The sequence below is a fragment of the Desulforapulum autotrophicum HRM2 genome, from assembly GCF_000020365.1.
In the GTDB taxonomy this organism is placed as follows: Bacteria; Desulfobacterota; Desulfobacteria; order Desulfobacterales; family Desulfobacteraceae; genus Desulforapulum; species Desulforapulum autotrophicum.
Window position 1 is genome coordinate 2,787,261 of the sequence record NC_012108.1, and the last position, 26,624, is coordinate 2,813,884.

General features: G+C 48.8%; 24 protein-coding genes. 11 read left to right on the forward strand and 13 right to left on the reverse strand.

Annotated elements, in window-relative coordinates:
* Nucleotides 1-64 precede the first annotated feature (64 nt).
* The 5 genes from HRM2_RS12145 to HRM2_RS12165 form a co-directional block, all read right to left on the reverse strand.
* Nucleotides 65-1,111 (reverse strand): MlaD family protein, encoded by a 1,047-nt coding sequence (locus HRM2_RS12145; protein ID WP_015904302.1) that lies wholly within the window; start codon nucleotides 1,109-1,111, stop codon nucleotides 65-67.
* Nucleotides 1,111-1,836 (reverse strand): P-loop NTPase family protein, encoded by a 726-nt coding sequence (locus HRM2_RS12150; protein ID WP_015904303.1) that lies wholly within the window; start codon nucleotides 1,834-1,836, stop codon nucleotides 1,111-1,113. Before HRM2_RS12150 ends, HRM2_RS12145 begins: the two co-directional genes overlap by 1 nt.
* A 22-nt stretch (nucleotides 1,837-1,858) precedes the next feature.
* On the reverse strand, nucleotides 1,859-2,695 hold the full coding sequence (locus HRM2_RS12155; protein WP_015904304.1) for an ABC transporter permease: 837 nt from the start codon (nucleotides 2,693-2,695) through the stop codon (nucleotides 1,859-1,861).
* Entirely contained in the window at nucleotides 2,692-3,828 is a 1,137-nt protein-coding gene (locus HRM2_RS25235) for an adenylate/guanylate cyclase domain-containing protein (protein WP_015904305.1), read from the reverse strand. Before HRM2_RS25235 ends, HRM2_RS12155 begins: the two co-directional genes overlap by 4 nt.
* Nucleotides 3,829-3,929: 101 nt before the next feature.
* Nucleotides 3,930-5,030: a GTP pyrophosphokinase gene (locus HRM2_RS12165; RefSeq protein WP_015904306.1), complete on the reverse strand. Its 1,101-nt coding sequence runs from the start codon at nucleotides 5,028-5,030 to the stop codon at nucleotides 3,930-3,932.
* 245 nt (nucleotides 5,031-5,275) lie between these two features.
* On the opposite strand from HRM2_RS12165, the gene HRM2_RS12170 reads away from it, so the two are divergent.
* Together HRM2_RS12170 and HRM2_RS12175 are read left to right on the forward strand one after the other, a co-directional pair.
* Nucleotides 5,276-5,770 carry a DUF1499 domain-containing protein gene (locus tag HRM2_RS12170; RefSeq protein ID WP_202944699.1) on the forward strand — a complete coding sequence of 165 codons (495 nt, stop codon included), beginning with the start codon at nucleotides 5,276-5,278 and terminating at the stop codon, nucleotides 5,768-5,770.
* A 9-nt stretch (nucleotides 5,771-5,779) separates the two neighbouring features.
* A complete protein-coding gene (locus HRM2_RS12175; protein WP_015904308.1) occupies nucleotides 5,780-7,147 on the forward strand; it encodes a PIN domain-containing protein in 1,368 nt (455 codons plus the stop codon).
* A 113-nt stretch (nucleotides 7,148-7,260) separates the two neighbouring features.
* Here HRM2_RS12175 and HRM2_RS12180 read toward each other — a convergent pair whose 3' ends face one another.
* Entirely contained in the window at nucleotides 7,261-7,809 is a 549-nt protein-coding gene (locus HRM2_RS12180; protein WP_015904309.1) for a hypothetical protein, read from the reverse strand.
* A gap of 172 nt (nucleotides 7,810-7,981) precedes the next feature.
* Here HRM2_RS12180 and pepN point away from each other — a divergent pair, with 172 nt between their 5' ends.
* Complete coding sequence (pepN, locus tag HRM2_RS12185) at nucleotides 7,982-10,606, forward strand: aminopeptidase N (RefSeq protein WP_015904310.1); 2,625 nt, start codon at nucleotides 7,982-7,984, stop codon at nucleotides 10,604-10,606.
* A 368-nt stretch (nucleotides 10,607-10,974) separates the two neighbouring features.
* Here pepN and HRM2_RS12190 read toward each other — a convergent pair whose 3' ends face one another.
* Entirely contained in the window at nucleotides 10,975-11,391 is a 417-nt protein-coding gene (locus tag HRM2_RS12190; RefSeq protein WP_232364009.1) for a cereblon family protein, read from the reverse strand.
* 51 nt (nucleotides 11,392-11,442) lie between these two features.
* Here HRM2_RS12190 and HRM2_RS12195 point away from each other — a divergent pair, with 51 nt between their 5' ends.
* Together HRM2_RS12195 and HRM2_RS12200 are read left to right on the forward strand one after the other, a co-directional pair.
* A complete protein-coding gene (locus tag HRM2_RS12195) occupies nucleotides 11,443-12,066 on the forward strand; it encodes a response regulator transcription factor (protein ID WP_015904312.1) in 624 nt (207 codons plus the stop codon).
* Between the two features lie 248 nt (nucleotides 12,067-12,314).
* On the forward strand, nucleotides 12,315-12,662 hold the full coding sequence (locus HRM2_RS12200; RefSeq protein ID WP_015904313.1) for a hypothetical protein: 348 nt from the start codon (nucleotides 12,315-12,317) through the stop codon (nucleotides 12,660-12,662).
* Between the two features lie 23 nt (nucleotides 12,663-12,685).
* Here the strand turns inward: HRM2_RS12200 and HRM2_RS12205 are convergent, their stop codons facing one another.
* Nucleotides 12,686-13,447, reverse strand: coding sequence for an EI24 domain-containing protein (locus HRM2_RS12205; protein WP_015904314.1), 762 nt, complete (start codon nucleotides 13,445-13,447; stop codon nucleotides 12,686-12,688).
* Between the two features lie 103 nt (nucleotides 13,448-13,550).
* On the opposite strand from HRM2_RS12205, the gene HRM2_RS12210 reads away from it, so the two are divergent.
* On the forward strand, nucleotides 13,551-14,390 hold the full coding sequence (locus HRM2_RS12210; RefSeq protein ID WP_015904315.1) for an aminotransferase class IV: 840 nt from the start codon (nucleotides 13,551-13,553) through the stop codon (nucleotides 14,388-14,390).
* Nucleotides 14,391-14,557: 167 nt separating this feature from the next.
* Here HRM2_RS12210 and HRM2_RS12215 read toward each other — a convergent pair whose 3' ends face one another.
* The 5 genes from HRM2_RS12215 to HRM2_RS12235 form a co-directional block, all read right to left on the reverse strand.
* Entirely contained in the window at nucleotides 14,558-16,216 is a 1,659-nt protein-coding gene (locus tag HRM2_RS12215; RefSeq protein ID WP_015904316.1) for an adenylate/guanylate cyclase domain-containing protein, read from the reverse strand.
* A 104-nt stretch (nucleotides 16,217-16,320) separates the two neighbouring features.
* On the reverse strand, nucleotides 16,321-17,823 hold the full coding sequence (locus HRM2_RS12220) for a DHA2 family efflux MFS transporter permease subunit (RefSeq protein WP_015904317.1): 1,503 nt from the start codon (nucleotides 17,821-17,823) through the stop codon (nucleotides 16,321-16,323).
* A gap of 5 nt (nucleotides 17,824-17,828) precedes the next feature.
* Nucleotides 17,829-18,515 carry a CBS and ACT domain-containing protein gene (locus HRM2_RS12225; RefSeq protein WP_015904318.1) on the reverse strand — a complete coding sequence of 229 codons (687 nt, stop codon included), beginning with the start codon at nucleotides 18,513-18,515 and terminating at the stop codon, nucleotides 17,829-17,831.
* Between the two features lie 38 nt (nucleotides 18,516-18,553).
* Nucleotides 18,554-19,369 carry a ZIP family metal transporter gene (locus HRM2_RS12230; protein WP_015904319.1) on the reverse strand — a complete coding sequence of 272 codons (816 nt, stop codon included), beginning with the start codon at nucleotides 19,367-19,369 and terminating at the stop codon, nucleotides 18,554-18,556.
* 19 nt (nucleotides 19,370-19,388) lie between these two features.
* Nucleotides 19,389-19,694, reverse strand: a complete 306-nt coding sequence (locus tag HRM2_RS12235) for a MoaD/ThiS family protein (protein ID WP_015904320.1) — start codon at nucleotides 19,692-19,694, stop codon at nucleotides 19,389-19,391.
* Between the two features lie 187 nt (nucleotides 19,695-19,881).
* On the opposite strand from HRM2_RS12235, the gene HRM2_RS12240 reads away from it, so the two are divergent.
* The 5 genes from HRM2_RS12240 to HRM2_RS12260 all read left to right on the forward strand — a co-directional run bounded on the left by HRM2_RS12240 (nucleotide 19,882) and on the right by HRM2_RS12260 (nucleotide 26,621).
* The gene (locus tag HRM2_RS12240) at nucleotides 19,882-21,747 is read left to right on the forward strand and encodes an adenine deaminase (RefSeq protein ID WP_015904321.1); all 1,866 of its coding nucleotides are present in this window, start codon (nucleotides 19,882-19,884) and stop codon (nucleotides 21,745-21,747) included.
* 42 nt (nucleotides 21,748-21,789) lie between these two features.
* Nucleotides 21,790-23,211: a mannose-1-phosphate guanylyltransferase/mannose-6-phosphate isomerase gene (locus HRM2_RS12245; protein ID WP_015904322.1), complete on the forward strand. Its 1,422-nt coding sequence runs from the start codon at nucleotides 21,790-21,792 to the stop codon at nucleotides 23,209-23,211.
* A 128-nt stretch (nucleotides 23,212-23,339) separates the two neighbouring features.
* The gene (locus HRM2_RS12250; RefSeq protein ID WP_015904323.1) at nucleotides 23,340-23,909 is read left to right on the forward strand and encodes a YqgE/AlgH family protein; all 570 of its coding nucleotides are present in this window, start codon (nucleotides 23,340-23,342) and stop codon (nucleotides 23,907-23,909) included.
* A 16-nt stretch (nucleotides 23,910-23,925) separates the two neighbouring features.
* A complete protein-coding gene (locus HRM2_RS12255) occupies nucleotides 23,926-26,136 on the forward strand; it encodes a dynamin family protein (RefSeq protein WP_232364010.1) in 2,211 nt (736 codons plus the stop codon).
* A 41-nt stretch (nucleotides 26,137-26,177) separates the two neighbouring features.
* Nucleotides 26,178-26,621 carry a universal stress protein gene (locus HRM2_RS12260; RefSeq protein WP_015904325.1) on the forward strand — a complete coding sequence of 148 codons (444 nt, stop codon included), beginning with the start codon at nucleotides 26,178-26,180 and terminating at the stop codon, nucleotides 26,619-26,621.
* The last annotated feature ends 3 nt before the right edge of the window (nucleotides 26,622-26,624 follow it).

The following is a 26,624-nucleotide window of genomic DNA, read 5'->3' on the forward strand; positions in this document are numbered from 1 at the left end:
CGTCGTTTCTGCCTGTGTGACACCAGCAGAACCGAGTTCATGTTTGACCGAGAACCAGAATCGCTCATGGTGTTTCCATCACCTCCCTGGCAGATATCGGTTCAGTCGACGGGTCGTCTTTAACATAACCGCGAATCAGCCAGTGCTGTTGAACGGCCTGTGCCAGGCGCTGAATTTCACCCAGGGTTGATTGCGCCTGGAAGATGACAGAAGACAGAGACTCGACCTGATCGTCGATGTGTTCAATGGTGGAGGACATGGAGGCGGTGACCTGTATCAGATTTTTACTGACTTGGTCAATATTCCTTAAGGTCGTATCTGCCGTTTGAATCGTTTGGGGAAGCAGGTCAAGGGAATCGTGGAGTCGCCGGGTGGACGTGCCGATCTGGGTGGCGGCAGACTGCAGGGCACCGGCTGCCCGGGTCGTTCCCTGGGCCATGTCATCGGCGTGGGTGATAAGGGTTTGAATATCATCGGCCATGTGTTTATCAGTCAGAACCCGATGGGCCATGCCCGTGCCAGTATCTATTTTTGCTGCAATGGACCCAATGGTTGCAACAGTCTGCAGGACGGGTTCTTCCAGGCGGGCAGTCAGCCGGGTATGGCCCTGTGCTGCCAGCCGGATGGCCTGGATGGCAGGCAGAATTTCGTTGCGGATCTGCTCCAGGGTCTCCTGCACCAGGTCACTGACAGCCCGGTCCACCACCGCTTCAATGGTGGCCTCCGGGGCCAGTGGATCTCCGGGGCGGCCGCTGATGTCAACAAAAGCATCTCCGGCCATTCCCAGCACCCGTTTGATGGTAACCCGGGAATCGGTGCCGATAAAACGGGTAAAATCATGGCGAAGGATCATCCGGGCCTGCATTCGATCCTGGGGCGTAATTTTAATATCTGTTATTTCACCGGCTTCGGTTCCAAGGACCATGACAACCGCACCGGCTTTCAGCCCATGGGAGCCTTCTTCAGGCAGGATGAGATGATAGACAACAGTCCGGTCAAACCAGTGATAGCTCTGTCCTTCAACATAGAGGACCGCAACCAGAATTATCAGGGCTACCAGGATAAAGGCACCGGTAACCTGGTTGATGTATTGATGGGTGAATTTTTTCATCAGGAGGGTTCCTTTGTGTCCACATGGACGCGTGCGCCATACATCTGAGCCTTGAGTGTCGGTCTTACCCCTGGATTATTCCAGACCGCCGTGTTGTCCGTCAACCATAAAACCGCAGCCCCCTGGCTGCGAACCACCCGAAGGACATTGAGCAGTGAGGGTAAAATCTCCGGATATACCCCATGGGTCGGCCGTTCCAGGACCACAAGTTTGGGGTTGCCCATGAATGCACGGACACAGGCACAACGGGCAAGATCCTTGCCCCTGAACGTGGACGGCAGATGAAATGGCAGACCGGGCAGACCGAACACCCTGGACAACTCGGCTGCCTGCCGGGCAATTTCATCAAAGGGCCGCCTCGTATGATGGAGCTGGCTGAGCATGATGTTCTGGTGGACTTCAAGATCATCCAGCCAGGGATTTCCCTCAAACACACGCCCGATGCTGCCCCGTTTTATGGCTGCCGCGTCAGGGGAAATTTTTTTCCAGTCTGAACCCTGGAACCTTACCTCACCCTTGTCCGGCGTTACAATCCCGGCCGCAAGATCGGCCAGGGGCAAACAGATATGCTCTTTTTCCAGCAGCACAATGGCAAGGTCACCGTTTTTAAGTGTAAAAGATATCTGGGACACACTTGAATCATACACATCATTGTCACTGAAGGTGACATCATCAAATTCAAGCAGGGTTTGTTTGTCTATATCAGAATCCAAAGGGTTTACCATGGTTCAATTCTTCTTTCATGTGTCACAGATAGGTCAGGACGGAAATGGTTACAGAAATGAGAAACAAGCTGACCGTTGAGCGGGTCAGGGCAAGGCTTGTTGCATTGGGAACCGTGGCACGGGTCAACGACAGGCAAAGGCCTTCTGAACAGCAGATAACAGTGGTTAACAATGGCGGGATCATACCGGTCAACAACAGGTTCAACAGATCCCTGGACTGGAGGGCGCGCAGAATCTGATCTAAAAAAATCTGGGGCGCCAGCAGCCTGAGTCCCAGGGCAAAACTGAACAGGTATCCGCTGACAAGGGAAAAAACAATGAACAGCAGGGTCAGGCAAAAAGTTGAAACCACCGTTGCCGTCACACGGGGCAGGATTAGATAGATCAAAGGATCAATCCCCTGTGCATCAAGCATCCTGACCTTCCCGGACACCGTCATCCCTGCCAGTTCAGATGTCATCTTAGACCCGTTTTGAAGAATCATGATCAGATTTGTCAGCAGCGGGGCCAGTTCCCGAACGACAACCACCACAAACAAAGGCCCCAGCCATTCGGTCTGTCCCAATTTTCCCAGCCAGAGTTGGGCCTGCATGACGACCAGGACCCCAATAAACAGGGCAACCAGTCCCACGGGAATGATGGTTTTTATACCCGTTTCCAGAAGCTGGCGGCTGAATGCTTTTCGAACGGTTCTGCGCCAGTGCCGGGGCTTTGTGGCCTGCACCAGTATGGTAAAGGCCAGGGCCGTCAGGTAAACAGCCATACTGACAAATGCGGTGGTGGATTTACCCAGGGCGCCCAGTAATCGCCACAGGGGATTGCCCATGCCCGTTTTCCTGCCCCCACGGAGCCATTTCATTGCTTGCCCTTGAGCAGATAGCAAGCCATCTCGCCCAGGTCAGCCACATAATATCCGCCGCGGGATTCGGTCAGAAACCCATGGTGTAACTGTTCAAACACATCCTGGGTAATCTGGATGCTTCCCGGCGGTGAGGAGGATTCCATTGCCTGGGCAGCACTGATTGCCGGCCCCCAAAGATCGTACCCCAGCAAACTGGTCCCGATGACGCCGGCCACGGCAGGACCACAGGCAATGCCGATACGAAGGGAAAAGGGGCCAACCCCTTCATCGTTAAGGTCAAGCATTTGAGTCTGCATCTTCAGGGCCACATCCGCCATGGCATTTATAGAATCGGCATGGGGTAACGGAGCGCCACCAATGGCATAGTAGGTAACACCCATTGATTTGATCTTTTGCAATCCGGTTTGTGTGATAATGTCGTCAAAACGGCTGAACATCTGTCGAAGGATTTCAATCTGGCGGGTTGGCGTAAGTTCCGATGTTATCATCGCAAAATTGTCAATCTCGGCCACAAGGATGGTCACATTTTCAAAGTTGTCGGCAATCTGAATTTCTCCTTGTTTTAACCGCTCGACAATGGATTCGGGAAGCACCCGCAGCAACAGGTTATTTGAATCCTCCCAGGCCTTTCGAAGTTCTATGCCTGTGCGGCGCAATTCAATCTGGGTGACGACCTGGCGTGCCAGTATGCCCAGCAATTCAACCTGTTCCACCGTCAATTTTCGCGGTTTCTGATCAATCACGCACAGCGTTCCCAGTTCGTTGCCCCTGGGCGTGATCAATGGTGCGCCTGCATAAAACCGGATGCGGGGATCCTTGAGTACCAGGGGATTGTCAAAAAAACGGCTATCCAGGGTGGCGTCCGGAACAATCATGATGTCGGGTTCAAGAATGGCGTGGGCACAGAATGCCTGATCACGGGGTGTCTCCTCCACATTTAAACCGATTTTGGATTTAAACCATTGCCGATCACTGTCCACCAGGGAAATAAGGCAGATGGGCACGCCGCAAATATGGGAAGCCAGTCGTGTGAGATCGTCATAGGCTGATTCAGGAGCAGTATCGAGGATTTCACACCTTTTTAAATCTGCCAGCCGCTCTGCTTCATTTTGTGGTAAAATTGCTTTCATTTGATTATCCCATTAAAAATATAAAAACTTCATTTTGTCAATTTTATCCAGGATATTGAGCATGTTGGCCAGAATTCAAACCTGTGAAAGAGGGCGGTTGATTATCTGGAACGTTTTTTCTTTTTTCTCAAAATAGACTTTAACCCTTCAACGGCAACCCGGTTTCCCTGAACCTCATTGGACAGGGCAAAGTTAACAGCATTTATGGCATCCAGGTTTCTTTTGTTTTTATCCTCAAATGGCTTTTGGTTGACCACTTCTTGAAAAATAGTGCTGAATTCTGTCAAACGCTCTCGCGTAAGCACTTTCTGGAAAACCACCTGGGGCTCTTCGGCATAACCGGCCTCATCAAGGCGTTTCAAGAGATAGGCAAGGGTTCGCACGGTTGGCTTGAAGCCAAAGGTCTGTTCCATGAGAACGGGAAAGGCCGGTGGTAAAACCACCTGGATGGATTTATCCCTGGTCACACTCTTTTTTCTTGTTTTTCGTGTGGTCACCACCTGATGGGCCTCTGTCTGCCGGCACAAATGTTCTGCATGGAGAGAAGCCGCCTGAAGATAGGCACTCAGGTTCTGGAAACCCGTGTGGATGTGCTCGGGAAGTTTGACGCCGCTTCGGCTGAGGGAATACCGGTACTTATGGTCAATTTCACCCCAGGCCTCTTCAAGTATGGTGCGCAATTGGAATTCAATCTGCAGTTTTTTTAATTCAGCAGGTGCATCTGAAAGCTCTCCAAGTGTCACCTGAAAATGAATGGAAGAGTACCCGCTATATCTAAGAGAAAGCCCATCAGGAATGCTTTCACCGGGGTCCACGGGCAAAATAAATGATCGTTTGTGGTCTGGTTTTCGAAGAAATTTCAGCATTTTTTCTTCGACCAGCAGCTCAAGATAGGCTTTGATTTTATCAATATCTGAAAGCCGAAGACAGATCAGCCTGATGCCAAGCAGATCGTTGATTCTTTCCTGAAAATTGTGCTGTGTTATCGGTGTTACACCCATTTCAAGATCTCTGTTTTCTTCGTCGATTTTTTCGATCAATCGTTTTTTTTCTTTGATTCGATACAGGATGGTATGGAGATTCTCCTTGGGCGAAGACGGGTCCTCCTTGAAGAACTGAATGATATATTCAGCAAGTTTCTCATATTTTTCTTTTTCCTTAAGAAAGGTGACTAGAATTGCTTCCTTTTGTCGCTTTCTCATATAAACGTTCTCCAAAAAGATCCTGGGCAATTTTTATGTAAAACTCCCACTGAAGAAACACCAGTGGAACTTTCTGGTTACAAATTTCGTTGCAGCCATAGCAGATACCCTTCCCAGGTTATGCCGGTTATATCAAGTAAGGGAATGGTTGTAAAGATGGATTGATAGACGCCGTCCATGGTGATTTACGCAGGCTATTTCTTTTCAAACGCCGTGTAATAGGGTAAGTATGGATAAAAACAGGTATGAATTCAAAAATAAGGGGAATGACAATGGGATTCGGACATTTCATGGTACTGGGAGCCCTTGCCCTGGGCTTGTTCTGGGGGTGTACCGGGAGGTATCCAACGGATCTGGGCACAGACAATGGTCAATTAAAATCCTGCCCGGGTTCACCCAACTGCGTTAACAGTCAGGCAGATGCGGCCGACAAAACCCATTTTATCCCTCCCCTGGCCTACACGGGAGCAACAGAAAAAGCATATTCCACGCTTGTATCTACCGTCCAGGCCATGGCGGGGAGCAAGATAACAGAAAAAAAAGAACGGTACCTTCGGGTAACCTTCACCACAAACTTGATGGGGTTTGTGGATGATGTGGAGTTTTATTTCCCAGAACAATCCGTCATACATGTAAGATCTGCTTCACGAAAAGGCTACAGCGATCTTGGGGTCAACCGGAAAAGGATGGAAACCATCCGATCAAGGTTTGAACAAATCCTTAAACAGGCGAACCAGTGATAGGTTCAAATGAAATTTTTAGTTGACACCGACATCATTCTCTCCCTTGGACCGTGGGGTGATGAGGATCTGGGCGTTCACCCCTATTCTGCGGCATGTTTTCATCGCCTTGCAAAAAAATATGGATGCACCCTCTTTGTCCACCCCTTGTCCCTTGAAACCGTGGGTCTGCGGTGTCAGGGAGACCGGGAAACGCAGATAAAAGAACAGATGGCCGCGTATGACAGGGTCGATGACACGGTCCCGCTGTCGGTTTTTGAACAGGATCAGGTGGGGTTCCCGAAAAAAGGGTCTGTCGATTATTTGGAAAACGCATTTCTGGCAGCAGTTAAAACCGATGGGGTTGATTTTCTGGTAACGGAAAAACCATCCCTGCATGCCAGGGCAGGGCGCCTGGGTCTCTCTACGCGGGTCCTGTTCCTGAGTGATGCTCTGGGGCTTGTTAAGGATCTCTTTGAAATTACGGCCCCGGACAGGCCAAGGGTTGAAGAAATTTGCTTCTCATTAATCCGTGAGCAAAACTCGATTTTCTGGACAATGGCAAGTCCAAAAGAACAAGATAACACTTTTAAGGCCCTGCTTGCACGATTGAGGAAAGAACAGGTCAATGCCTTTGTGATCCGGGATGGGGATAAATCCTTGATTGCCGGCATATGCGTAGTTGAACAGACCTTGGAAGGACCTGCCATACGCCTTTTCCATGTGGCCGATCCCTATCCCTTCAGTCGGTATGGTGCACTGCTGCTCAAGGCTGTTTTTGACAGGGCAACAGTCCATGGGGACGAACAGATCCGTTTTTCTGCGTTTCCCGGTCACAATAAAATTGCAGAATTGGTGCAATCCGTTGGGTTTAAGTGGACTGACCCGATGTCAATCCAGGTGACACCATTGATGGATAACAATACCTGGGTATTGCCGCTGACGCCCCTTTTTCATGGGACGCTTTTTCCGGAACTTGAGATGCAATTACCCCTGTTCCCATATTTTGGTCCCCAGGGCAATGCCATGGAGAGAGTCTGCCTGGTCAATACCCCTGCACCAGAAATTACCCCCGGAGACACGCTTCTGATCTTTCGTACCCAGGGACCCTGCGCCATCACAGCCATGGGGGTGGTGAAGGAAACCCTTGTTGCCACGTCTCCCCTTGGAATAGTCCGGTTTCTTGGCACAAGAACGGCCTGGAGTTATAGTGAAATCGTTCGTTTCTGCCGAAAAAGTCCCCTGGTGATTAAATTTGTCCAGGTGAAAACGTTGGGAAAGCCCCTGGGCCTTGCGGATCTAAAAACCCAGGGCGTCTTAAAGGGTCGTCCACGAAAAATTATGGGGGTAAACAACGAGGCAAAGGCGTGGCTCAAGGAAAAATTTAAAGGCCGATGACATGAAATGTCAAAATCTTTTTTCCCATGGTTAAATGGGCAGGCATCAATGGGTGGGTATGGCCGGAGCCGATATCAAGCTCCGGCCATGTCAGGTATCAATTTAATTAAAATCTATTTAAAGGATCGTTCAAACAGTTCGGCAAGGGCCACCTTGGCATCTTCGGTAATATTGCGGGTTCCTGTCCCTGCAAAGGTCTTGTGGGAGATGGTCGGGACCACCTCCTTCCAGGCGTTGTCGATCCAGGAAAACCAGGCTTTTCTATCCTGTTCATAGACAAAAACCGGCCGATTAAATAGCCTAGCAAGTTCAACACCCCATCCAGTTCCACCTTTGACGGTTTTGTCCGGAAGTATCCATCCCACAACAAAGACCTGGTAGCCCTTGTTAACCATATGGAAAATGGACTGGATAACCTTACGAATTTTTTCTACCTTTGAAAAATTTCTACCCAGGCGTTTTGAGACAATATCCATACTCACGTCGCCTTTTTTAAGCTCTTCAGCGGTCAAGACGGTTATACCGGCCTGTCGATCAGCCACATGCCCTTCAAAACTGAAGTTGACCTCATTGATTCCAAAACGCTCGGCAAGCTTGCCAAATTCGGCCTCAGCCCCCCTGTGACCCCCGCTGTAAAACGTGATTTGAGATAAATCGTTCATTTTACACCTCTCCTTATCAGCTATTTAATGTAAAGGATAATCCCCGTTAATTCCATGGTTAAGATGGGGGTCACTATATAGAAAAACAATCTATATATCAACAACGAACTCCCCGTGAAAAACCGTAATCCCCACTATTGACAAAAACCAGATGTGGGACTATTAATTTCAAATGGAAAAGCATACGATAAAATACCTTAAAGACTACAGGCAACCGGAATACTGGATCGACAGCATCGATCTTCAGTTTGATCTTCATGAGGACCACGCCCTGGTAAAATCCCTGATGAAGATAAGGCGAAACAATGAAATCGCAGATGCACAGACTCCGCTTGTATTTGACTGTGAGGCCCTTGAAATTGTCTCGGTCATTGCCGAGGATATGATTCTCTGTCCTGGCGAATATGGACATGAAAACAACAAATTCACCCTTTTCAAGGTCCCGGAAACCTTTACCCTTGAAATTACCACCCGGATAAAACCCCAGGATAATACGGCCCTGTCTGGACTGTACCGGTCGGGAGGTACGTTCTGTACCCAGTGCGAAGCAGAAGGTTTTCGCAGAATCACCTGTTTCCCAGACAGGCCCGACGTCATGACAACCTATTCATGTATCATCACGGCAGACAAGGAAAAATATCCGGTCCTTCTCTCCAATGGGAACCTGATTGAAACGGGTGACCTTGACCACGGGAGGCACTACGCCCACTGGAAGGATCCTTTTAAAAAGCCCTCCTACCTCTTTGCCCTTGTGGCAGGGAATCTTGTCTGCATCGAAGACACTTTTAAAACCTGCTCCAACAGACTTATTGACCTCAGGATTTATGTGGAACCTGAAAATAAGGACAAGTGCGGCCACGCCATGACTGCCCTCAAACAAGCCATGGCCTGGGATGAGGAGAAATTCGGACGCGAATACGACCTTGACCTTTACCAGATCGTTGCGGTAAACGACTTTAACATGGGTGCCATGGAGAACAAGGGGCTTAACGTATTTAACTCAAAATATGTCCTTGCCAGTACTGAAACAGCAACAGACATCGATTTCATGGGAATCCAGGGAGTCATTGCCCATGAATATTTCCACAACTGGACCGGCAACCGGGTAACCCTTAAAAACTGGTTTCAATTGAGCCTCAAGGAGGGATTGACGGTTTTCAGAGATCAGGAGTTTACATCTGACATGAACTCCAGGGCAGTCAAGCGCATCGCCGATGTCAGAAAACTCAGGGCCGGCCAGTTTTCAGAGGATTCCGGCCCCATGGCCCATCCGGTCCGGCCTGAATCCTACATGGAGATGAACAACTTTTACACCATGACCGTATATGACAAGGGTGCTGAGGTGATCCGCATGATATCCCTCATCCTTGGATCTGAACGTTTCAGGCAGGGCATGGATCTCTACTTTGAAAAATTTGACGGCATGGCCGTCACCACTGAAGATTTTGTTGCCACCATGGAAGAGGCAAGTGGCGTGGACCTTGGACAGTTTCGCCTCTGGTACTCCCAATCTGGAACGCCAAGGGTCAAGATGGTACAGACCCACGACCTCCAGACAGGGACCCTGACCCTTAATTTTTCCCAGACCACCCCCGGAGACAAGAACCAGAAAGAAAAATCGGCCATGCACATACCCGTGCAAATCGGACTTCTGGACAAAGACGGCAATGAAATAAATAATCCAAACTGCGGTCTCTTTCATCTCAAAACCAAAACAGATTCCCTGGTATTTGAGAACGTGCCGGAAAAATGCATTCCTTCAATCTTCAGGGGGTTTTCAGCGCCGGTCAAAATTGAAACCGACTATTCAGACACAGACCTCGCCTTTTTGATGGCAAGGGATACAGACCCGTTTAACCGCTGGGATGCAGCCCAGCAACTTTACTTCAGGGAGATTGACCGCCTGCTTGAAAAAACGCAAAAAAAGGAACCCCTTGGTGGGGTGTCACCCCATGTGCTTGCGGCATTTGACCTGGCCCTTGATGGTGCCCACACGGATAGGGCACTTGGGGCAAAAATCCTCACCCTTCCCGACGAAAATGAAATCGGAGAAAATTACGAGAACATTGATGTGGAAGGTATTCACAGGGTAAGATGCTTTCTTAAACAGGGGATTGCGCAACAGGTCCGGGAAAGGGCCATGGCAATTATCAATGAATGTGCATCGGTTCCGGCGTCAGATATTTCATTTGCCGCCATGGCCAAAAGAAGCCTTAAGAATCTTTTGATCGCCTATGTGGGCAGTCTTGACACACCGGCAGATGCAGATTTTGTCTTTGAAAAGTTCAACCAGGCCGACAGCATGACCGACGAAATAGCTGCACTGACAACCCTTTCCCAGATGACGACTGACCACAGGACTGTGGCCCTTGAACGATTTTACAACAAATGGAAAAAAGATCCCCTGGTCATTGACAAGTGGTTCTCGGTTCAAGCGGTTGCAAGGGGTGACCATGGGGCTGGCGAAGTGGTCAAGCTATCCGGGCATCCTGATTTTTCCTTAAAGAACCCCAATAGGGTGAGGTCCCTTGTGGGGGCGTTTACCTTTCAAAACCCCATGGGATTCCACACGCCTGGAGGGGAAGGGTATACCTTTGTTGCCGATCAGATCATCGCCCTTGACCGATCAAATCCCCAGATATCAGCCCGGTTGGTATCGGGTTTTAACCACTGGAAAAGATATGATAAAAACAGGCAATCTCGCATGCAGCAGGAATTAAAACGTATCATTACGATTCAGAAACCTTCAAGGGACGTTTACGAAATCGTTTCAAAGGCACTGGACGGGACGATGTAAACATCAGGGAATCTTTGGAAAAATGGGAGCACTGCTCCACCGGCTTGTACGCTCCCATCCATTCCTGTCTTCCCAACCCTGTCTTCTGTCACTGTTCTTTCTTGTGTCAGGATTCAAATATTGCGGGCCTAAATTTACTATACGCCTGTCAACCGGGGATCTTCGATCCGTTGTTGATCGTTTTCCATAGACTTGCTGGGTGCTCTCCATTTTAATACTCCGCTATTGTTTTTAACAGGGGAAAATCAACCCTGTTAAGTTAATGTAAGAGATTAACCTGTCGGACAGAAATCCTATCTTAAATATTATATATGAATATCCGGTTGTGTCAAAATATTTTTTTACTATTTCCCATGAACCGATTATGATCAACCAATAAGATACTTTTGGATCAGTCCAAAAAAGGACGACTCATTTGACTGGAAAAACCACCCCAGGTGGCTTGAACAGGTTTTACAGATTGCCACCTGCCAGTAATACCCCTTGAACCAGGAAAATTCAACCGACGGTACAGGTAGAGCCACACACCCATCAGCTCTTTTATAACATGCTATTTCATAGACATACCCGTGGGGATTTGCAAAAATATGGGCGTGGGAACCATTCACTGCAATGCAATTGTCCGTGTCTGTGACGGCATTGTAACAAAAACTGCATAATACAGCCTCCCGGCTGGCTGCCTGGGGTTTGTTTTTGTCCAGAGCCAGGTGGACAACCCCTTGGTCTATCTGGTTGTCTCTAAAGCACAGCACCCCATCCCCCCATTCTTTTTTTATTGAAATCAATCGGAATAAATGATTATAATATATATTACAAATTAAACGCAAGAGACGCCCATGGAAATAGTCATTGTAGAGGATCAGCGTCAGCTTCTCACGTACTATACCATTCTTCTCACCAGTGATCCTGATATAAAATCCGTTATTCCATGTACAATCCTGAAACAGGCAATCCGTGCATTCCAGGCCGGGCGAGTCGATATCTTTATCACCTGCCTTGGAAAACAGGTGGCAACGGGCATTGAACGGATAAAAACCATTAAAAGTCGCTATCCAGAAACAGAAATTCTTGTACACTCCACAAAAGACAATCCTGATACGGTCCTCCAGGCATTCAGGGCCGGTGCCAGCGGCTACCTGCTTAAAGGCGGCACCCCGGTTGAGTTTCTCGAGGCGGTCCATGTCCTGTACAGCGGGGGGGTTCCCTTGACCCCTGTAATTGCAAGAATCATCATCCACCATCTCCACGCAAATCAGATCATCCAGGAATCATGCTTAACCCCAAGGGAAATTAAAATTCTTAAGCTCATGGAGCAGGGGCTCACATACAAAGAGATCTCTTCCTCCCTTTCAATCGGCATCCATTCGGTCCACAGCCAGGTGAAAAAAATCCATTCAAAATTAAAAGCTGCCAATCGAAGGGAAGCCTTTGCTAAGGCAAAAAAAAAGGGCCTGATTTGAAACTCCCTGTTTCTTACCCATCTGGGTAATTAAACTGCAATTTAAAAAAGCCCCAAATGCTCCGTAGCGCAACTGTCTGAATGAAATTTTGTCCTGCCTTGGGTTGAAATCAACAAAACAAAACAAGGCTATCCCCAATTGTCTTTGTCAAAAAAACATCCTACACTGTAAATAAGAAATGCTTTAAGACCCTAAAAAAATGGTTTTTTCTGTATCCGGCGATAAAAAACAAGGCAAAGGAGGTCGTCATGTTCAGGCAAACCCTTTTTCTGGCAGTGTTGGCTGTTTTAACACTCATGGCATCTGTGGCATATTCTGATACTTCTTCTGAAATGCATAAAAAAACAGCTATCTATGGTTCAGCCATTGATCAAAAAATTGCCTTTTACCAGTCAAGGCTCTATCTGCTGGATTCTGAGTATAAAATTCTATCGGAAATCGGCAGGGATGCCTCGGCAAAAGCAACTTACCTTACCCTGAACAGGGGGGAAATAATTAAGCGTATGATTGCAGCCAATACACCCCTTAACTGCTGCAAAACAAGAGCATTTATTGGAAACTGTCTCTGCAAGAATGTCGTGGCTTCGGCGTTTTAGGTTCCCAGGCCAGATGAATTTAATCAACGAAATTTATTGCCGGATACATTTTCGTTGTCCGCCAAGTTCTGATTTTTTTTATTCTCAATGGCATAAAGGGTTCCCCCCACTGGAGCAAATGAAAGAAAGATGATATTTACCCAGGGAATCAAGAACCAGAGTCCAAACCCCATGTGAAACAGCAGGGTTCGCTTGAACTTTGAAAACCGAACTTGAAACGGATCAAGCCTTCTGGCCTGGACAAGATCGGTATTGTCCCAGGCAAGAAAGGTGGTTGCAACAAGGGATGATATAAGCGCTATTACTGGACCAAAGGGTGTCAGCAACCCCAGGATTATGAGAACAACCATGGCAGCAAGGGGAATAAAAGCCCGGGGTATTTCCTGCAAAAGCAGGTGAACGACCATTGTTAAGGCCGAAACATGCCGGGGCCCTGATTCAACGCCGGTGACCATACGTTCCGTTATTCTTGACATGGTGTCCATTAAAAATACGCAAAAGAAAATTTGAGCGACAAGGTAGGAAAAAAGGCAGGCCACCCCGGCAAGAAACACGGACAGCAGCCATGAAACCGCCTGCCACAAAAAAAACAAAAAACCCGATTCCGGCATGGTCCAGACAAAATTCAACACCTCCTGGTGCCAGAAAAGAATCACTCCTGAAAAAAACAGTGCAAGCCCCACAACAATCAAAAATCTCATCATACCGAGCACTAAAAGGCGGGGGGTCCGAAGGCCAAGGACAAGCCCCCTTAAATTAAACAACAGCCCTTTGAACAGATCCATCAATTTTCCTCTCTTTTTATTCCTTTTTCATCCATAGTTCATGTATACTATCGGGCAGAGATTTTCAACAATACAGGTTAAATTGATTCAGAGGAGAGTTCTGTTGGCAATATTTTACGTTGACGGTAAGTTTGTAGCGTCTGATAGAGCGGTCATCCCGGTGGATGATCTTGCCGTTCTCAGGGGGATCGGGGTATGCGACCTCATGCGGACCTTCCAGGGAAAGCCCTATTTTCTTAAGGAGCATCTGGAACGGCTTGAACAGTCGGCCAGGGCTGTGGATATTGTTTTAAAATGGCGCCTTGAGGAAATCAAGGCCATTGTCCTTGAGACCTTGGACAGAAACAGGGAAATGACTGAGGCAAACATCAGGATCATTGTTACAGGTGGATCAAGCACAGACTTTATTACCCCCCAGGGCAACCCGAGACTCATCGTACTTGTAACCCGGATCCCACCCCTTCCCCCGGAATGGTATCAAAACGGAGTCAAGGTTATCACCGTTAATCAGGAGCGTGAAGTACCCGAAGCCAAAAGTCTCTCCTATATTCCTGCAGCCCTTGCCCTGAAAAAGGCCAAAAGCCTCCAGGCGGTCGAAGCTCTGTATGTCAACCGGGACGGCTTTGTAAAGGAGGGCACCACAAGCAATCTGTTTGCCGTTTTAAACGCACACCTTGTTACACCAGAGGACAAGGTGTTAAAGGGTATCACCCGGAAAGTGATCCTCTCCCTTGCCGGAAAAATAATGACCGTCGAGCTCAGACCCATCCCCCTGACAGAATTATTGTGTGCACAGGAAGTTTTCATCACTGGAACCAACAAAGGGGTTGTTCCGGTTGTAAAAATAGACGACACAACTATTGGGGATGGACGAATTGGAGAAAAAACCCGGCAGATCATCAGGGCGTTGGACGAGCATACCTTAAATTTTCAAAAAGAATAAGGCCCATGATCGGAATAAAATCTTCCAAAACATGGCGTAAAATTTTAAGTCGTATTCAAGGCGCATTAATGGGGGCATATTAAAAATATGTGCCCATTAAGGCAACGAAGAAGACGGCTTAAAAGACACACCATGTGGGAGGTTTTATTTTGATCATGGGCCTAAGCTCATATGCCAAGACAGATGTTCTGGGACAAAGATCTTTTATTCCAGTCGAGAATATAGGTTCGCTCGCTTGAAAACTCCTTGTACTGCACATGGCTTCTTTCTGTTACAATGGGCTGGGAAGGGGGAAACCCCGCACGGTATAAATCCATGAATCCAATGCTTCCGGCGGTTTCAAGAAGCGTTTTTTCCCTTTCATACATGCGATCAAGCTCAGGACTAAAACCTCCCATGATGGAATAAACTAATTTTGTCGATGGGGAAATAGTTGCCTCATTTAAAAGCCGCATCACCGTGGGGCTCAAATGGATCTTGTTTGGCAAACCGCTTGCCTCAAGGCGTGCGGCGCGGTCCACAGCTACGCCAATGGCCGTTACCATTCTTCTTTTCATACTTCCGATGGGCCCGATGGTTGCCGGTCCGGCCTCCACGCCGGATCGAAATTCAAGACAACGTTTTTTCTGTCTTAAAAGTTTTTGCACCCGCTGATGGGGATCCATGGGGTGAAGCCCCTGTACAAGCAGATCAAGTTCCCTGAAAAACGACGCAAGAAGCAGGGTCATCAGAACCGCTCGTTCATGGATCGTTGGCGTATAGTCCAGCTGTTCAGAATCAAACACCGAGGCACTCTGAAGACAGACAGCATCACCGATAAAATTATCAAGGCGGCAGGCAAAGCAGGCGGTCAGGTTGGCCGCGATCTCCCGGAACTGATTTGTCATGAAAAAAAAATCCCTGGCCGAGTAAAAGTCCCTTATCCTGGTTGAACCCACCATATCCACAAAGGCATATACACCATCATCGATTCTGACCGGTTCCATGTTGACCATGGCTTCTGTAACAGCACCCACAGCCATGAGATAGTTTTTTTGCCGCTCAATATCGGCCTGCTTTTTTTTAAGCTCAACAGCCAGTGTTCTCAGGGCCTTTTCCTTTCGCCAGAGGGCTTCAACGGCCCTTTGTCCATTCACATGCCTGAGGCAGGCAAGGGAGGCTATTTCAATGGCCTGGATCAAGCAATCAAGGCGACATTTAAGCTCAAGGTCGTGGATAAACTCGCCCGATTCCCACTGCAGAAGAAGAGGATCAACCGTATCGACCATCAGCGCCCCATAATCAGGGACATAGGCCCCTATGAAATTCTTCACAATGAACTGTGTGGTGATGGCCGAATTCACCTTGAGGTCGAAAAGGGAATTAAATCCTTTGCCGTCATAGGAGAGAACCGGCAGGTTTAAAAAATCACCATCGCGGATACCCCCAGAAATCTCCCTGACAATGACGATTTTCACTCCGTTATCATAAAAATCCCGGTAGTTTCGGAGAAGATAGGCAATGATTCCATCATTGTTAACGATTATTCCCGGTGTCTCTTGTTTATACAGCGCCACGGGTGACAACCCCTTGAACCGGATGATCGCCTTGCCGAACAATTTAAGATAAACCCCGGTTATCCCCCTGCCTTTAAAACGATGGATAACTCCCCGGTCCCACTGATCCGGTGAGATGAACAATTCATTGCTGTGGTTTGTGCCGTAGAGAAGTCCGGCCTGCTTTGCACCCATAAGGTTGATTGAAAAATCAATAAGCGTTGAAAACGAATCTCGTTTTTCAAAAACAGCCCGTTCAAATTTATCCATATTCGGTAAGGTTGTTTTCATGGCCCACATCCTATAAACATTCTCTGGGATGAAATGTTGAAGAAAATACGTGGCCGATCCAACTGAACGAATATATCACATTAGCATTTAAAGGTGTACGCCTGTCAAGAGAAATCCGTAGATTTTCCCGGCAGAAAGAAACAAAGCAACAGGGGAACCAATGAGGCGATAAACACCACGACAAAGCCTGCAAACACCCCGTTTGCAACGGCTTGCTTCAGGAGTATCTCACTTGCCTGGGGAATCAATGCAAGAAAATCTACCTGGAACAAATTTTCCATGCTCTCCTTGATGTGGGGCAAAAGGTTTGCTGGAAACTTGCCTGCAGCAGCTTCCAGGCCATTCAGGAGTCGAGTGGTGACAACGGCCCCGCACACACCAACCCCAATGGCTCCACCAAGGGTTCTTGAAAACTGGTGAAGGGAGGTGGCAATTCCCAGATGCTTTGCCGGAAGGCTGTCCTGGACCACCAGAAGGGTGGAAAGGGTGATAAATCCCATGCCAAATCCTGCTGTTAAAAAGACAAAGAAACAGTGGACAAGAGTGGTGTCCCTTGAAAAAGAAAGGGTCAGACCGCAACCTGCCACCAGGAGCAGTATGCCTGCAATGGTGGCTCGCTTACGACCAAAGCGATGGATGGTTCTCCCCATCAAAATCGACCCAAATGACCAGCCAAGGCTCAAAGAGAGCATGGCATATCCCACCTCAAGGGGGGTCCGTCCAAGGGCTCCCTGGAGAAACAGGGGGGCATAGGCAAACAGGGCAAAAATGGAAAAACTTGCGCAAAAGGCAATGGCGTTACCCAGGCCGAATCCCGGGTACTTGAAAAAATCAAGGTTCAGAATGGGGTCCACAGCATTTTTTTCCGCCACATAAAAACCAGCACCAAAGAGTATCGTAACAAGGGCAAGAACGATGATCTGGATAGAATTCCAGGGAAGATCCCGCCCGCCGACCATGGCGAGAATCAAAAGCCCGAGAATTGATCCAGACATGAAGGTCAGGCCGGCCCAGTCCAGGTGAACCGTTTTGGGTTTATCCCTGAACTCTTTAAAAAAAAGCGCAATGCCCACAAGGGAAAACATTCCAAGGGGCAGGTTAATGAAAAAAACCCAGCGCCAGGAAAAAAAGGTGACTATAAAACCACCCAGGGTGGGACCGATGAGGCTTGAGATCCCCCAAACAGAGCTTGCAAGGGAGAGGGTTTTGGCCCGCTGACCCGGCAATGAAACATCGGAGAGTACCACGTAGACCAGGGCAAAGATACCGCCTGCACCAAGGCCCTGGAACACCCGTGCCAGGATTAAAACGCCCATGGAGGGTGACGCCCCGGCCAGGGCTGAGGCCGAAATAAAAAGGATCACAGCCGTCAGGAATAATTTTTTTGTTGCATAAAGGTCAGACAGCTTTCCAAACACAGGCAAAGACACGGCCCTTGCCAGAAAATAGGCTGAATAGACCCATGCATAGAGATCAAGCCCGCCAAGGTCGGAGATGATGGTGGGCATGGCAGCTGACATGATCAGGGCATCCAGGGCACCCAGAAAAAGTGCCACCAGGGCAGCGCCAATGATCCAGGGTCTACCGGAACTGTAGCGTTTCGGCAAAGGAGCTATTTGTAAACCATCCTGATATTGTCATGGTGGTCAATGACATAGATAAGCTCTCCCTTTGACTGGATACCGTCAATTATGGAATCAAGCTTGATGCGGTCAACCCCCCCCAGGCGGACAAACACCTTGCGATATCCTTTGGGCATGTTGTCGTCCGAAGTCAGGATACTGATGATCCGCCCGCCATGGTGTTCAAGTAGATCGTCAATCTCCTGAATGGCATTTCTGGTATCCTTGATCACCACGCCGACCTGGACACTGTTTTTCCGTTTGCCCGTTAATGAGATAAGGGCCTTGTATACGTTGGTCTGGGTGATCACGCCCACAAGATTATCCATATCATCCACCACAGGAGCTCCGGATATTTTATTTTCAAGCAGCAGTTCTGCAGTCTCGTCAATGGAGTAATTATAGGGCACACGGATGGGATCTTTCGTCATAATGGTGCTTATTTTCATGTTGGCGAGGGAGGCAAGGGTCGCACGGTCCACATGGGTCGTTTTGACGGCATCTGAAGCCGAGGCACGCTTCAGGTCTCGGTCTGTGACAACACCCTTTAGTACACCGTTCTTCAGCACGGGCATCATCCGGATCTTGTAGGATTTCATGAAAGAAATGGCCCTTTCAAGGGTGCAATCAGTATCAACGGTAATAACATTCTTGGTCATCCAGTGTTTGACAAGCATGGGCAAAGCCTCCATCGGTTAAAAATAAACGGTAACAATCAGCCAAGGGCCACATCAAGGATCATCATAACGCTGAACCCCCCCATGGTTGCCATGGTTACAATGTCAATATTTGCCTCATTCCGCTGGGATTCGGGGATCAGTTCTTCAACAACAACAAAAATCATGGCACCGGCTGCAAAGCAGAGGGCATAGGGCAGGAATTCCTGCATATAAACAACAAACATGGCACCGATCACCCCTGCAATGGGTTCCACGACTCCCGAAGACTGCCCCATAAAAAAACTTTTTGTACGGCTCAGTCCCTCCCTTCTAAGGGGCAATGAAACAGCAGCGCCTTCTGGAAAATTCTGAAGACCAATGCCGATGGCAAGGGCAACGGCACCGCCAATGGTGGCGGACGGAAGATTGGCTGCCACAGCGCCAAAAGCGACCCCAACGGCAAGTCCTTCCGGGATGTTGTGCAGCGTAATGGCAAGAACCAGCAGGGTGCTTCGCTGCCACGAGGTTTTAATTCCCTCGCTATGGTCAAGGTCCATACCCAAATGGAGATGGGGCAGCACCATGTCGGTAATTCGCATGAAAATTCCGCCGCCCATGAACCCGATGGTTGCAGTAAGCCAGGCGATTTGTCCCATCTGTTCCGCCATCTCAAGCCCCGGGGCAAGCAACGACCAGAAACTTGCCGCAATCATTACACCTGCGGCAAACCCGAGCATGCAGTCCATAAGCTTGGGGTTGACCGTTCGGGTAAAAAAGACAAGGGCCGCTCCTGCAGCAGTGACACCCCAGGTGAACAGGGTTGCTGCAAGCGCCTGGGTTACAGGGCCGTACTGTTGAATAAAATCGATCATAAGCATTTCCTCATTATTGTTATTCAGACCTGGGTAATGTGTCAGGTTGTTTGTTCTTAAAGCCAAGCAGGACCCGGTAGGGGCCGGGAGTGCCATGGGGAACAAGGGCAATCCGGTCTTGATCCGCAATAATAGTGTTTGTCGAGGAAACCCTGCCGTTAATAAAAACCACCTCAACATCACCAGGGGTAAGTCCAAGTCCAAGGATCAGATCCGATACACAGGTTCCCTCAGCAAGGTCCATGGTTACATTTGAATAGGCAATATTTTTTTGTTTGAGTTTTTTTTGCAGAAAAGAAAATGCATTAAAAGTAATTATCGGCACGGGCTGTTCCTCTTGTTTGACAAAAGTAATGGGGGTGTTAATTATTTATAATCTAAAAGGATCTATCACATATTGGTCTGGTTGTTCAATTTTTAATGAAAAAAAACAGTCCCCGTGGTAAAAGCGTTATACCCCATGGCAAAGGTGAACGGGGCTGAAAGGCAACTTGATTCAAATGGAGTTCCATATGTTAAAAAATTTCAGACGGTTTCCCTATGATGAAATTGCCCGACAGCTTGCCCAGGTGGCCATGGGCAGATGTCCGGCCGATCTTATCATCAAAAACGGACGCCTTGTCAATGTGATAACGGCCCAGGTTCAACCGAACATGGACATTGCTGTGTACAAGGGATACATCGCCCTGGTGGGTGATGCATCCCACGTCAGGACCGATGAAAACACCCGGATTATCGATGCTGAAAACCGTTACCTCATGCCGGGCCTTATCGATTCCCACATGCACGTTGAAAGTTCCATGGTGGATCTTTGTTCTTTTGCTGCAGGCATTCTTCCCCACGGCACCACCACCATCTGTCCGGACAACCACGAAATGACCAATGTGCTCGGATTAAGGGCTGTGGAACTGTTCAAGCAAAGCTCAGAGGGGCTTCCCCTCAAGGTGCTGACAGCCATGCCGGTTTGCGTTCCCTCCCTTCCGGGGTTTGAAGATGCTGGGGCAACAATAGGGCCCATTGAGGTGCGAACCGGGTATGAAAATGGCTGGGCCGAACTCCAGGGTGAACAGATGAACTTTCCTGGGGTTATCTTTGGTGACTCCAGGGTCCATGACATCACTGCAGAGGGCATCCGTGCCAACCGTGTGCTTACCGGACACTATGCGGGGGAAGACCTTAACGCCGGACTGAATGCCTTTATCGCCTCAGGCATGACCGCCTGCCATGAAAGCACGGATGCGAAAGGTGCCTTGAAACGGGCCCAGCTTGGGATGTACGTGCAGCAGCGTTACGGATCGGCCTGGCTTGACCTTCCCAATTTGATCCCGGCCATTACAGACAACCCGGGGATCGACACCCGCTTTTTCACCCTTGTCACCGATGATGTCACCCCTGCCACCATCCGGGACGAGGGACATCTGATACGCGTTTTAAGAAAAGCTGTCAGCCTTGGCATTTCCCCGGTCCAAGCGATTCAAATGGTTACCATCAATCCAGCCCAGCTCCTGGAAAAATCCCGCTGGATCGGTTCCATCACCCCTGGCCGATCTGCTGATATTCTGCTGGTGGATGACCTTCAAACCTTTCATGTCCATCGGGTCATCAGCGACGGTATTCCGGTTGCCAGAAACGGCAAGCTGACCGTTGAGATTGGACACCACGATTACCCGGACTGGGCATTGAATACGGTTCATATGCCCCCCCTCAGGCAGACGGATTTTTCAATACCGGTTCCAGACAATACACCCCGAACCGTCAGGGTGATCGGTATGGTTCCCGGAATGGTTTACACCCGGTCACAAACCGCCGTACTGGTTCCTGAATCGGGCGTGATAGGGGCGTGTCCTGCTCAAGATATTGCCAAGGTGGGGATGTTCTTCCGCCACACCCGCCAGGACATTCTGCCCCTGGTGAGTCCAGGTGAATCCAACTCCGGGGACCCAAAATCCGACGGTTCAAAAGCCCTGGGGTTTGTGTCTGGAACAGGAATGAAACCAGGGGCTGCCTATGCATCCACCATCGCCCATGACTGCCATAACCTGCTTGTGGTTGGAACCGACGACAAGGCCATGGCACTCGCTGCCAATACCATCATTGAATCAAAGGGTGGCATTGCCGTTGTTGTTGACAATAAAGTTGCAGGTCATATAGCCCTTCCTTTGGCAGGGCTCATGGGCCTTGACAGTATTGAACAAACAGCCGACCAGCTCACCCTTGTGGAGGCGGCACTCAAACGGGCAGGGTGTGTCCATCCTTCCATGGAGATGACCTTGAGTCTGCTGGGCCTTGTGGTGCTGGGAGAACTTCACATATCAAACCAGGGGCTTGTGGAACTCAAGGAGAACAAGCCGCCCTGCCGTGTGGACCTTATCCTGTGATGACTTTTGGGCTTATTTTGAACACATAAAAAAGGAGTTGACATGATTACACCCGTTATTCTTGCCGGAGGTTCTGGCACAAGGTTATGGCCCCTGTCAAGGGAACTTTACCCAAAACAGATGCTCTGCCTGACCAATGACCACACCATGCTTCAGAACACCCTGTTGAGACTCAAAAAACTCAAGTCCATTGAAGAGCCCATCATCGTCTGCAACGAAGAGCACCGGTTCATGGCGGCAGAGCAGCTTCGGCAAATCGAGGTGAAACCCTTTTCCATCCTCCTCGAACCCGTGGGCAGAAACACAGCCCCGGCCATCTGTGTGGCAGCCCTTCAAGCCCTTGCCCATGAACAGGACCCGGTGCTTCTGGTTTTGCCGGCGGACCATGTGATTGAAAATATATCCAACTTCCACAACGCCATTGAACGGGGTGAGTCCCATGCCCAGAAGGGGGACCTTGTCACCTTTGGCATTGTGCCCGATTCCCCTGAAACAGGGTATGGGTATATTAAAAAAGGGCGTCCCATGGGAGATGTTTCCCAGGCATTTGTTCTGGACTCGTTTTTTGAAAAGCCGGACCTTGAAACGGCCCAGGGTTACATGGATTCAGGAGATTTCTGCTGGAACAGCGGCATGTTCATGTTCAAGGCATCTGCCATTATTAAAGAGCTTGAACACTTTGCTCCTGGGATTGTAAAAAGCTGCAGACATGCCATGGAGAAAGGGGTTCAGGATCTTGATTTTTTCAGGCTCGACAAAGATAGTTTTGCAGAATCTCCGTCTGACTCCATTGATTATGCCGTGATGGAGCACACCCAGAAGGGTGTGATGATTCCATTTGAGGCCGGATGGAACGATCTGGGTTCCTGGAACGCCCTTTGGAAAACCGGAATAAAGGATGACAATGCAAATGTCATCAAGGGAGATGTGCTGCTCTCGGATGTAAACAATTCATATTTCTTCGCCGAAAGCCGTCTTGTTACCGCAGTGGGCGTTGACGATCTGGTGGTGGTTGAGACAAAGGATGCAGTGCTCGTGGCGTCAAGGGAGAAGGTCAAGAATGTAAAAGCCCTTGTGGGCAAATTACGAGACCAGGGCAGAATTGAAGCCCTGGGCCACAGAAAGGTTTACAGACCCTGGGGGTGTTACGAGTCCGTGGATGACTCGGAAAGATTCCAGGTCAAACGGATCACGGTAAAACCGGGTGCAAAATTATCCCTGCAAAAACACTATCACAGGGCCGAGCACTGGACGGTTGTTTCAGGTACCGCCATCATCACCAAGGGCGAAGAAGAGTTTCTGCTCAAAGAGGACGAGTCTGTCTATATCCCCCTTGGGGTCATGCACCGGATGGAAAATCCAGGCAGGGTCCCCCTTGAACTCATTGAGGTCCAGTCCGGCACCTATCTTGGTGAGGATGATATTGTAAGGTTTGAGGATGTGTATGGAAGGCTTAAACATTGAGCTTATGTGTTTCCCGCTGTTTTAGACGTCCGGGGCCGATAAATAACAAAAAACATTGATAATTAATCTGTTGTTTAATAATCTGACAGGCATAGGGTTAATGTTAAGAATAAATACGGAGCAAATTCATGTCCCCAAAAAGCAGTGGTATTTTAAAAGGTCATTTTCTCATGGCTATACCTGGATTGCCTGATCCTAATTTTGCACAAACCGTGACCTGCATCTGTGAACACAATAAAACCGGTGCTCTCGGATTTATCATTAACCGGATACACCCCCTTCTGACCGGCCAGGAATTGTTTGAAGATCTTAAGATTACCTGCAACCAGGCCATTGATAAGATAGCTATTCACCTGGGCGGCCCGGTTCAACCAAGTGGTGTGTTTGTCCTCCACGGCCCTCCGTTTGACTGGCATGGATGCTTGAAAATCAACGACTGGCTCGGCTTGAGCAATACCCGGGATATCCTCGAAGCCGTTGCAAGACAGGAAGGTCCTGAAAATTTTATAGTTCTTCTTGGCTGCGCCGGCTGGGGCCCCCTCCAGTTGGACAATGAAATTAATGACAATGCATGGCTGACCATTCCAGTTTCCCAGGAGATACTCTTTAAAACCGACGTAAAGCTGAAGTGGGAGATGACCATGATGCAGATGGGAATTGTGTCGGACAATCATTCTGATAATTCTGGAAAGGCGTGAACCTGATTTTATGACAATGACCGAAAAAATTTTATACGATATTGAAACCATCTCTTCCAACCTTGGGTTGACCCTTGAATCAATGCGGGAAATTCCCGGCATGTATGACACTTCAGCAGATACGGCACTGGAACTGTGCTGCACCCTTCCGGGTACGATTCGGTCCAATATCCTGAAAATTGCCGTGGTCGGAGCCATAAAATCGGGCAAGACCACCTTTATTAACGCCTGGCTCAAGGATGACCTCTTAAAAAGGGGGGCCGGGGTCGTTACGGCCATTGTGACACGGTTACAAAGACAATCGACACTTACGGCACGTATCTTCCTGAAATCCTGGGACGATATCAACCAGGAAATAGAACAGGCCCTGTTCATGTTCCCGGAAAAAGAGTGGAACCCTGAAAAAAATACCCCAGGGTTTGATTTGAGACGGGAACGAGACAGGCAATTCCTGAACGACTTTAACGTGGATATTTTTTCAGATCTCTCGGTTTCCGAAGCCGGCCTCAGGCCGGAGTCGGTGACCATCACCCGGGCTGTAGAAGGGTATGAAGCTGTCAAGGATCTGATCAAGCCAGACCGGTCAATTCTTGAATTTTCAGGGCCCCTTTTTGAAACCCATAAAAAATTTACAGGCAACGATTCCCGGGCTTTTTTTGTAAGGGATGTTGCCCTTGGCGTGACGTCCCCCGGTCTTGACCCGGATATTGAAATTGCCGACTGCCAGGGCAGCGACTCAACCAACCCGTTCCATATGGTTCAGATCCAGAATTACCTGACACGGGCCAACCTTATCATCTACCTGATCAGCAGCCGGACAGGCCTGCGCCAGGCGGACATGAATTTCTTAAGAGTCATTGAGACCATGGGGCTCATGGAAAACATTGTTTTTGTTCTTAACGCCGATCTTAACGAGCATGAAAATCTTAAAGACCTCATGTCGGTTGAACATCGGGTTAGAAAAGAGCTGACCTACATTAAAAAAGATCCCGAACTCTATACCATCTCATCCCTTTACAACCTGTTCTGCGATCTTGCCCCTGATCTGTCCAGAAAAAACAGCATCATCCTTGACCTGTGGAAGGAGGATGCCAACACAACAGCATATCTGTCCAGCATGACCCAACGGTTCAATTCAAGACTCGTCGGGCGGCTGTCCAGTGAGCGGTTCTACCTCACCGTGGCAAACCCCATTGAGCGCCTGCGGCAGATTGCCTTTATGGCCCGGCAGCGTCTTTCGCTTTTTTCAGATCTTCTCTCCCAGGACCTCTCAAAGGCAAGGGGTGCCATGGACCGGCTGGCAGAGATGCTCGAAACGGGAAAAAAGCTTGAAGCCATCATGGACAATTCCATTGAGGGTGCCGTTGATCAGCTTGAACGGGAAATCCAAAAAGAGGCAAACGCCCTTTTTGATCCCCTCCAGGGTACCATTGCAAAGGATGTTGCGCATTTTATCGGGGGATGTAAGATTGATATCTCCCTGTATGAGTCAAAACTTTTGCACCACGGATTTGAGAACACCCTTTACCTGATGTTCCAGGAGTTGAAATCAGCCCTTGACACCTTTATGACACAGACCATAAATGCAAGGGTGCTCGGGTTTATCCATGACCAGGAAAAGGCCATTGAAGGCTATTTTAAGACCCTGTACCGATCCTATGACATCAACCCCCATGAGATTTCCCCGGTTAAGGATCAGGATCATCAGCCTGAAACTGCCCCAGGAAGGAAGATTGTACCCATTGATTTGAGAACCATCAAGGGAATACTCGGCCTGAGCCTTCCAACAGAAGCCTTTGTCACCCGGTACAATGCAAGGATACGGGTAAGTGCCATGGCAAAATTCGGACTGTTTTCCCTTGGGGACATTATCGGTCGACTGATGAACAGGAGGAGATACACCCCTGGTGTGTCAGCCCTTTCAGCTTCGGAAAAAAAAATCAAGCAAGAGGCCCTCAGATCCGTTGTCAACCATCTTGAAGCCTATCAGAAATCAGTGACCAGGGATTATCTCATTCCCCTGTTGGAGGCTGTTTCCCGGGATTTCAAGGATAAACTTGTGGCAAGGTGCAGGGTCTGTGATGTTGAGATTGAAACCATGGAGGGGGTTATCGCCCTGGACCAGGCAAGCAAGAAAGCCCAGTCCCGAACCCTCGATGCCATGGCTGCAGGACTTACAAAAATCGTTAAAAAGATTGAGAGCCTGCCTGTTCAGTATTTAAACTGAAGGCGGGAATGGCGTAAACCATAGCTAAGGGAGGTCCTAAAATGACGTTCAAGAGAATACTGTGCTGTGTGGATTTTTCATCCAATTCGGAAAATGCGTTCAAGGTGGCCATGGACATGGCCGAGAAATATGGTGCGACACTCCATCTTCTCCATGTGCTCCCACCCGTTGTCAACCCGTTGATCACTGACATCAACATCGCCATTCCGGAAGCATCGTCCACGGCCCTGGTTCAGAAAGTTGAAGACCGGATGCAGGAGGTGTATGCCAAAAAAATCAATCCTTCCATGAACCATGTGATTTCAGTCAAGGATGGCCATGTATCGTCGGAGATTCTCAACTACCTCCTGGACGAAACCATAGACCTTGTCATTCTCGGAGCCTATGGTCTGTCAGGGGTGGAGCTTGTTCTTTTTGGTAGCGTTGCAAAACGCATTGCCCATAAGGCACCCTGTTCCGTGATGATTGTCCGGGAGAAAAAGTAAACC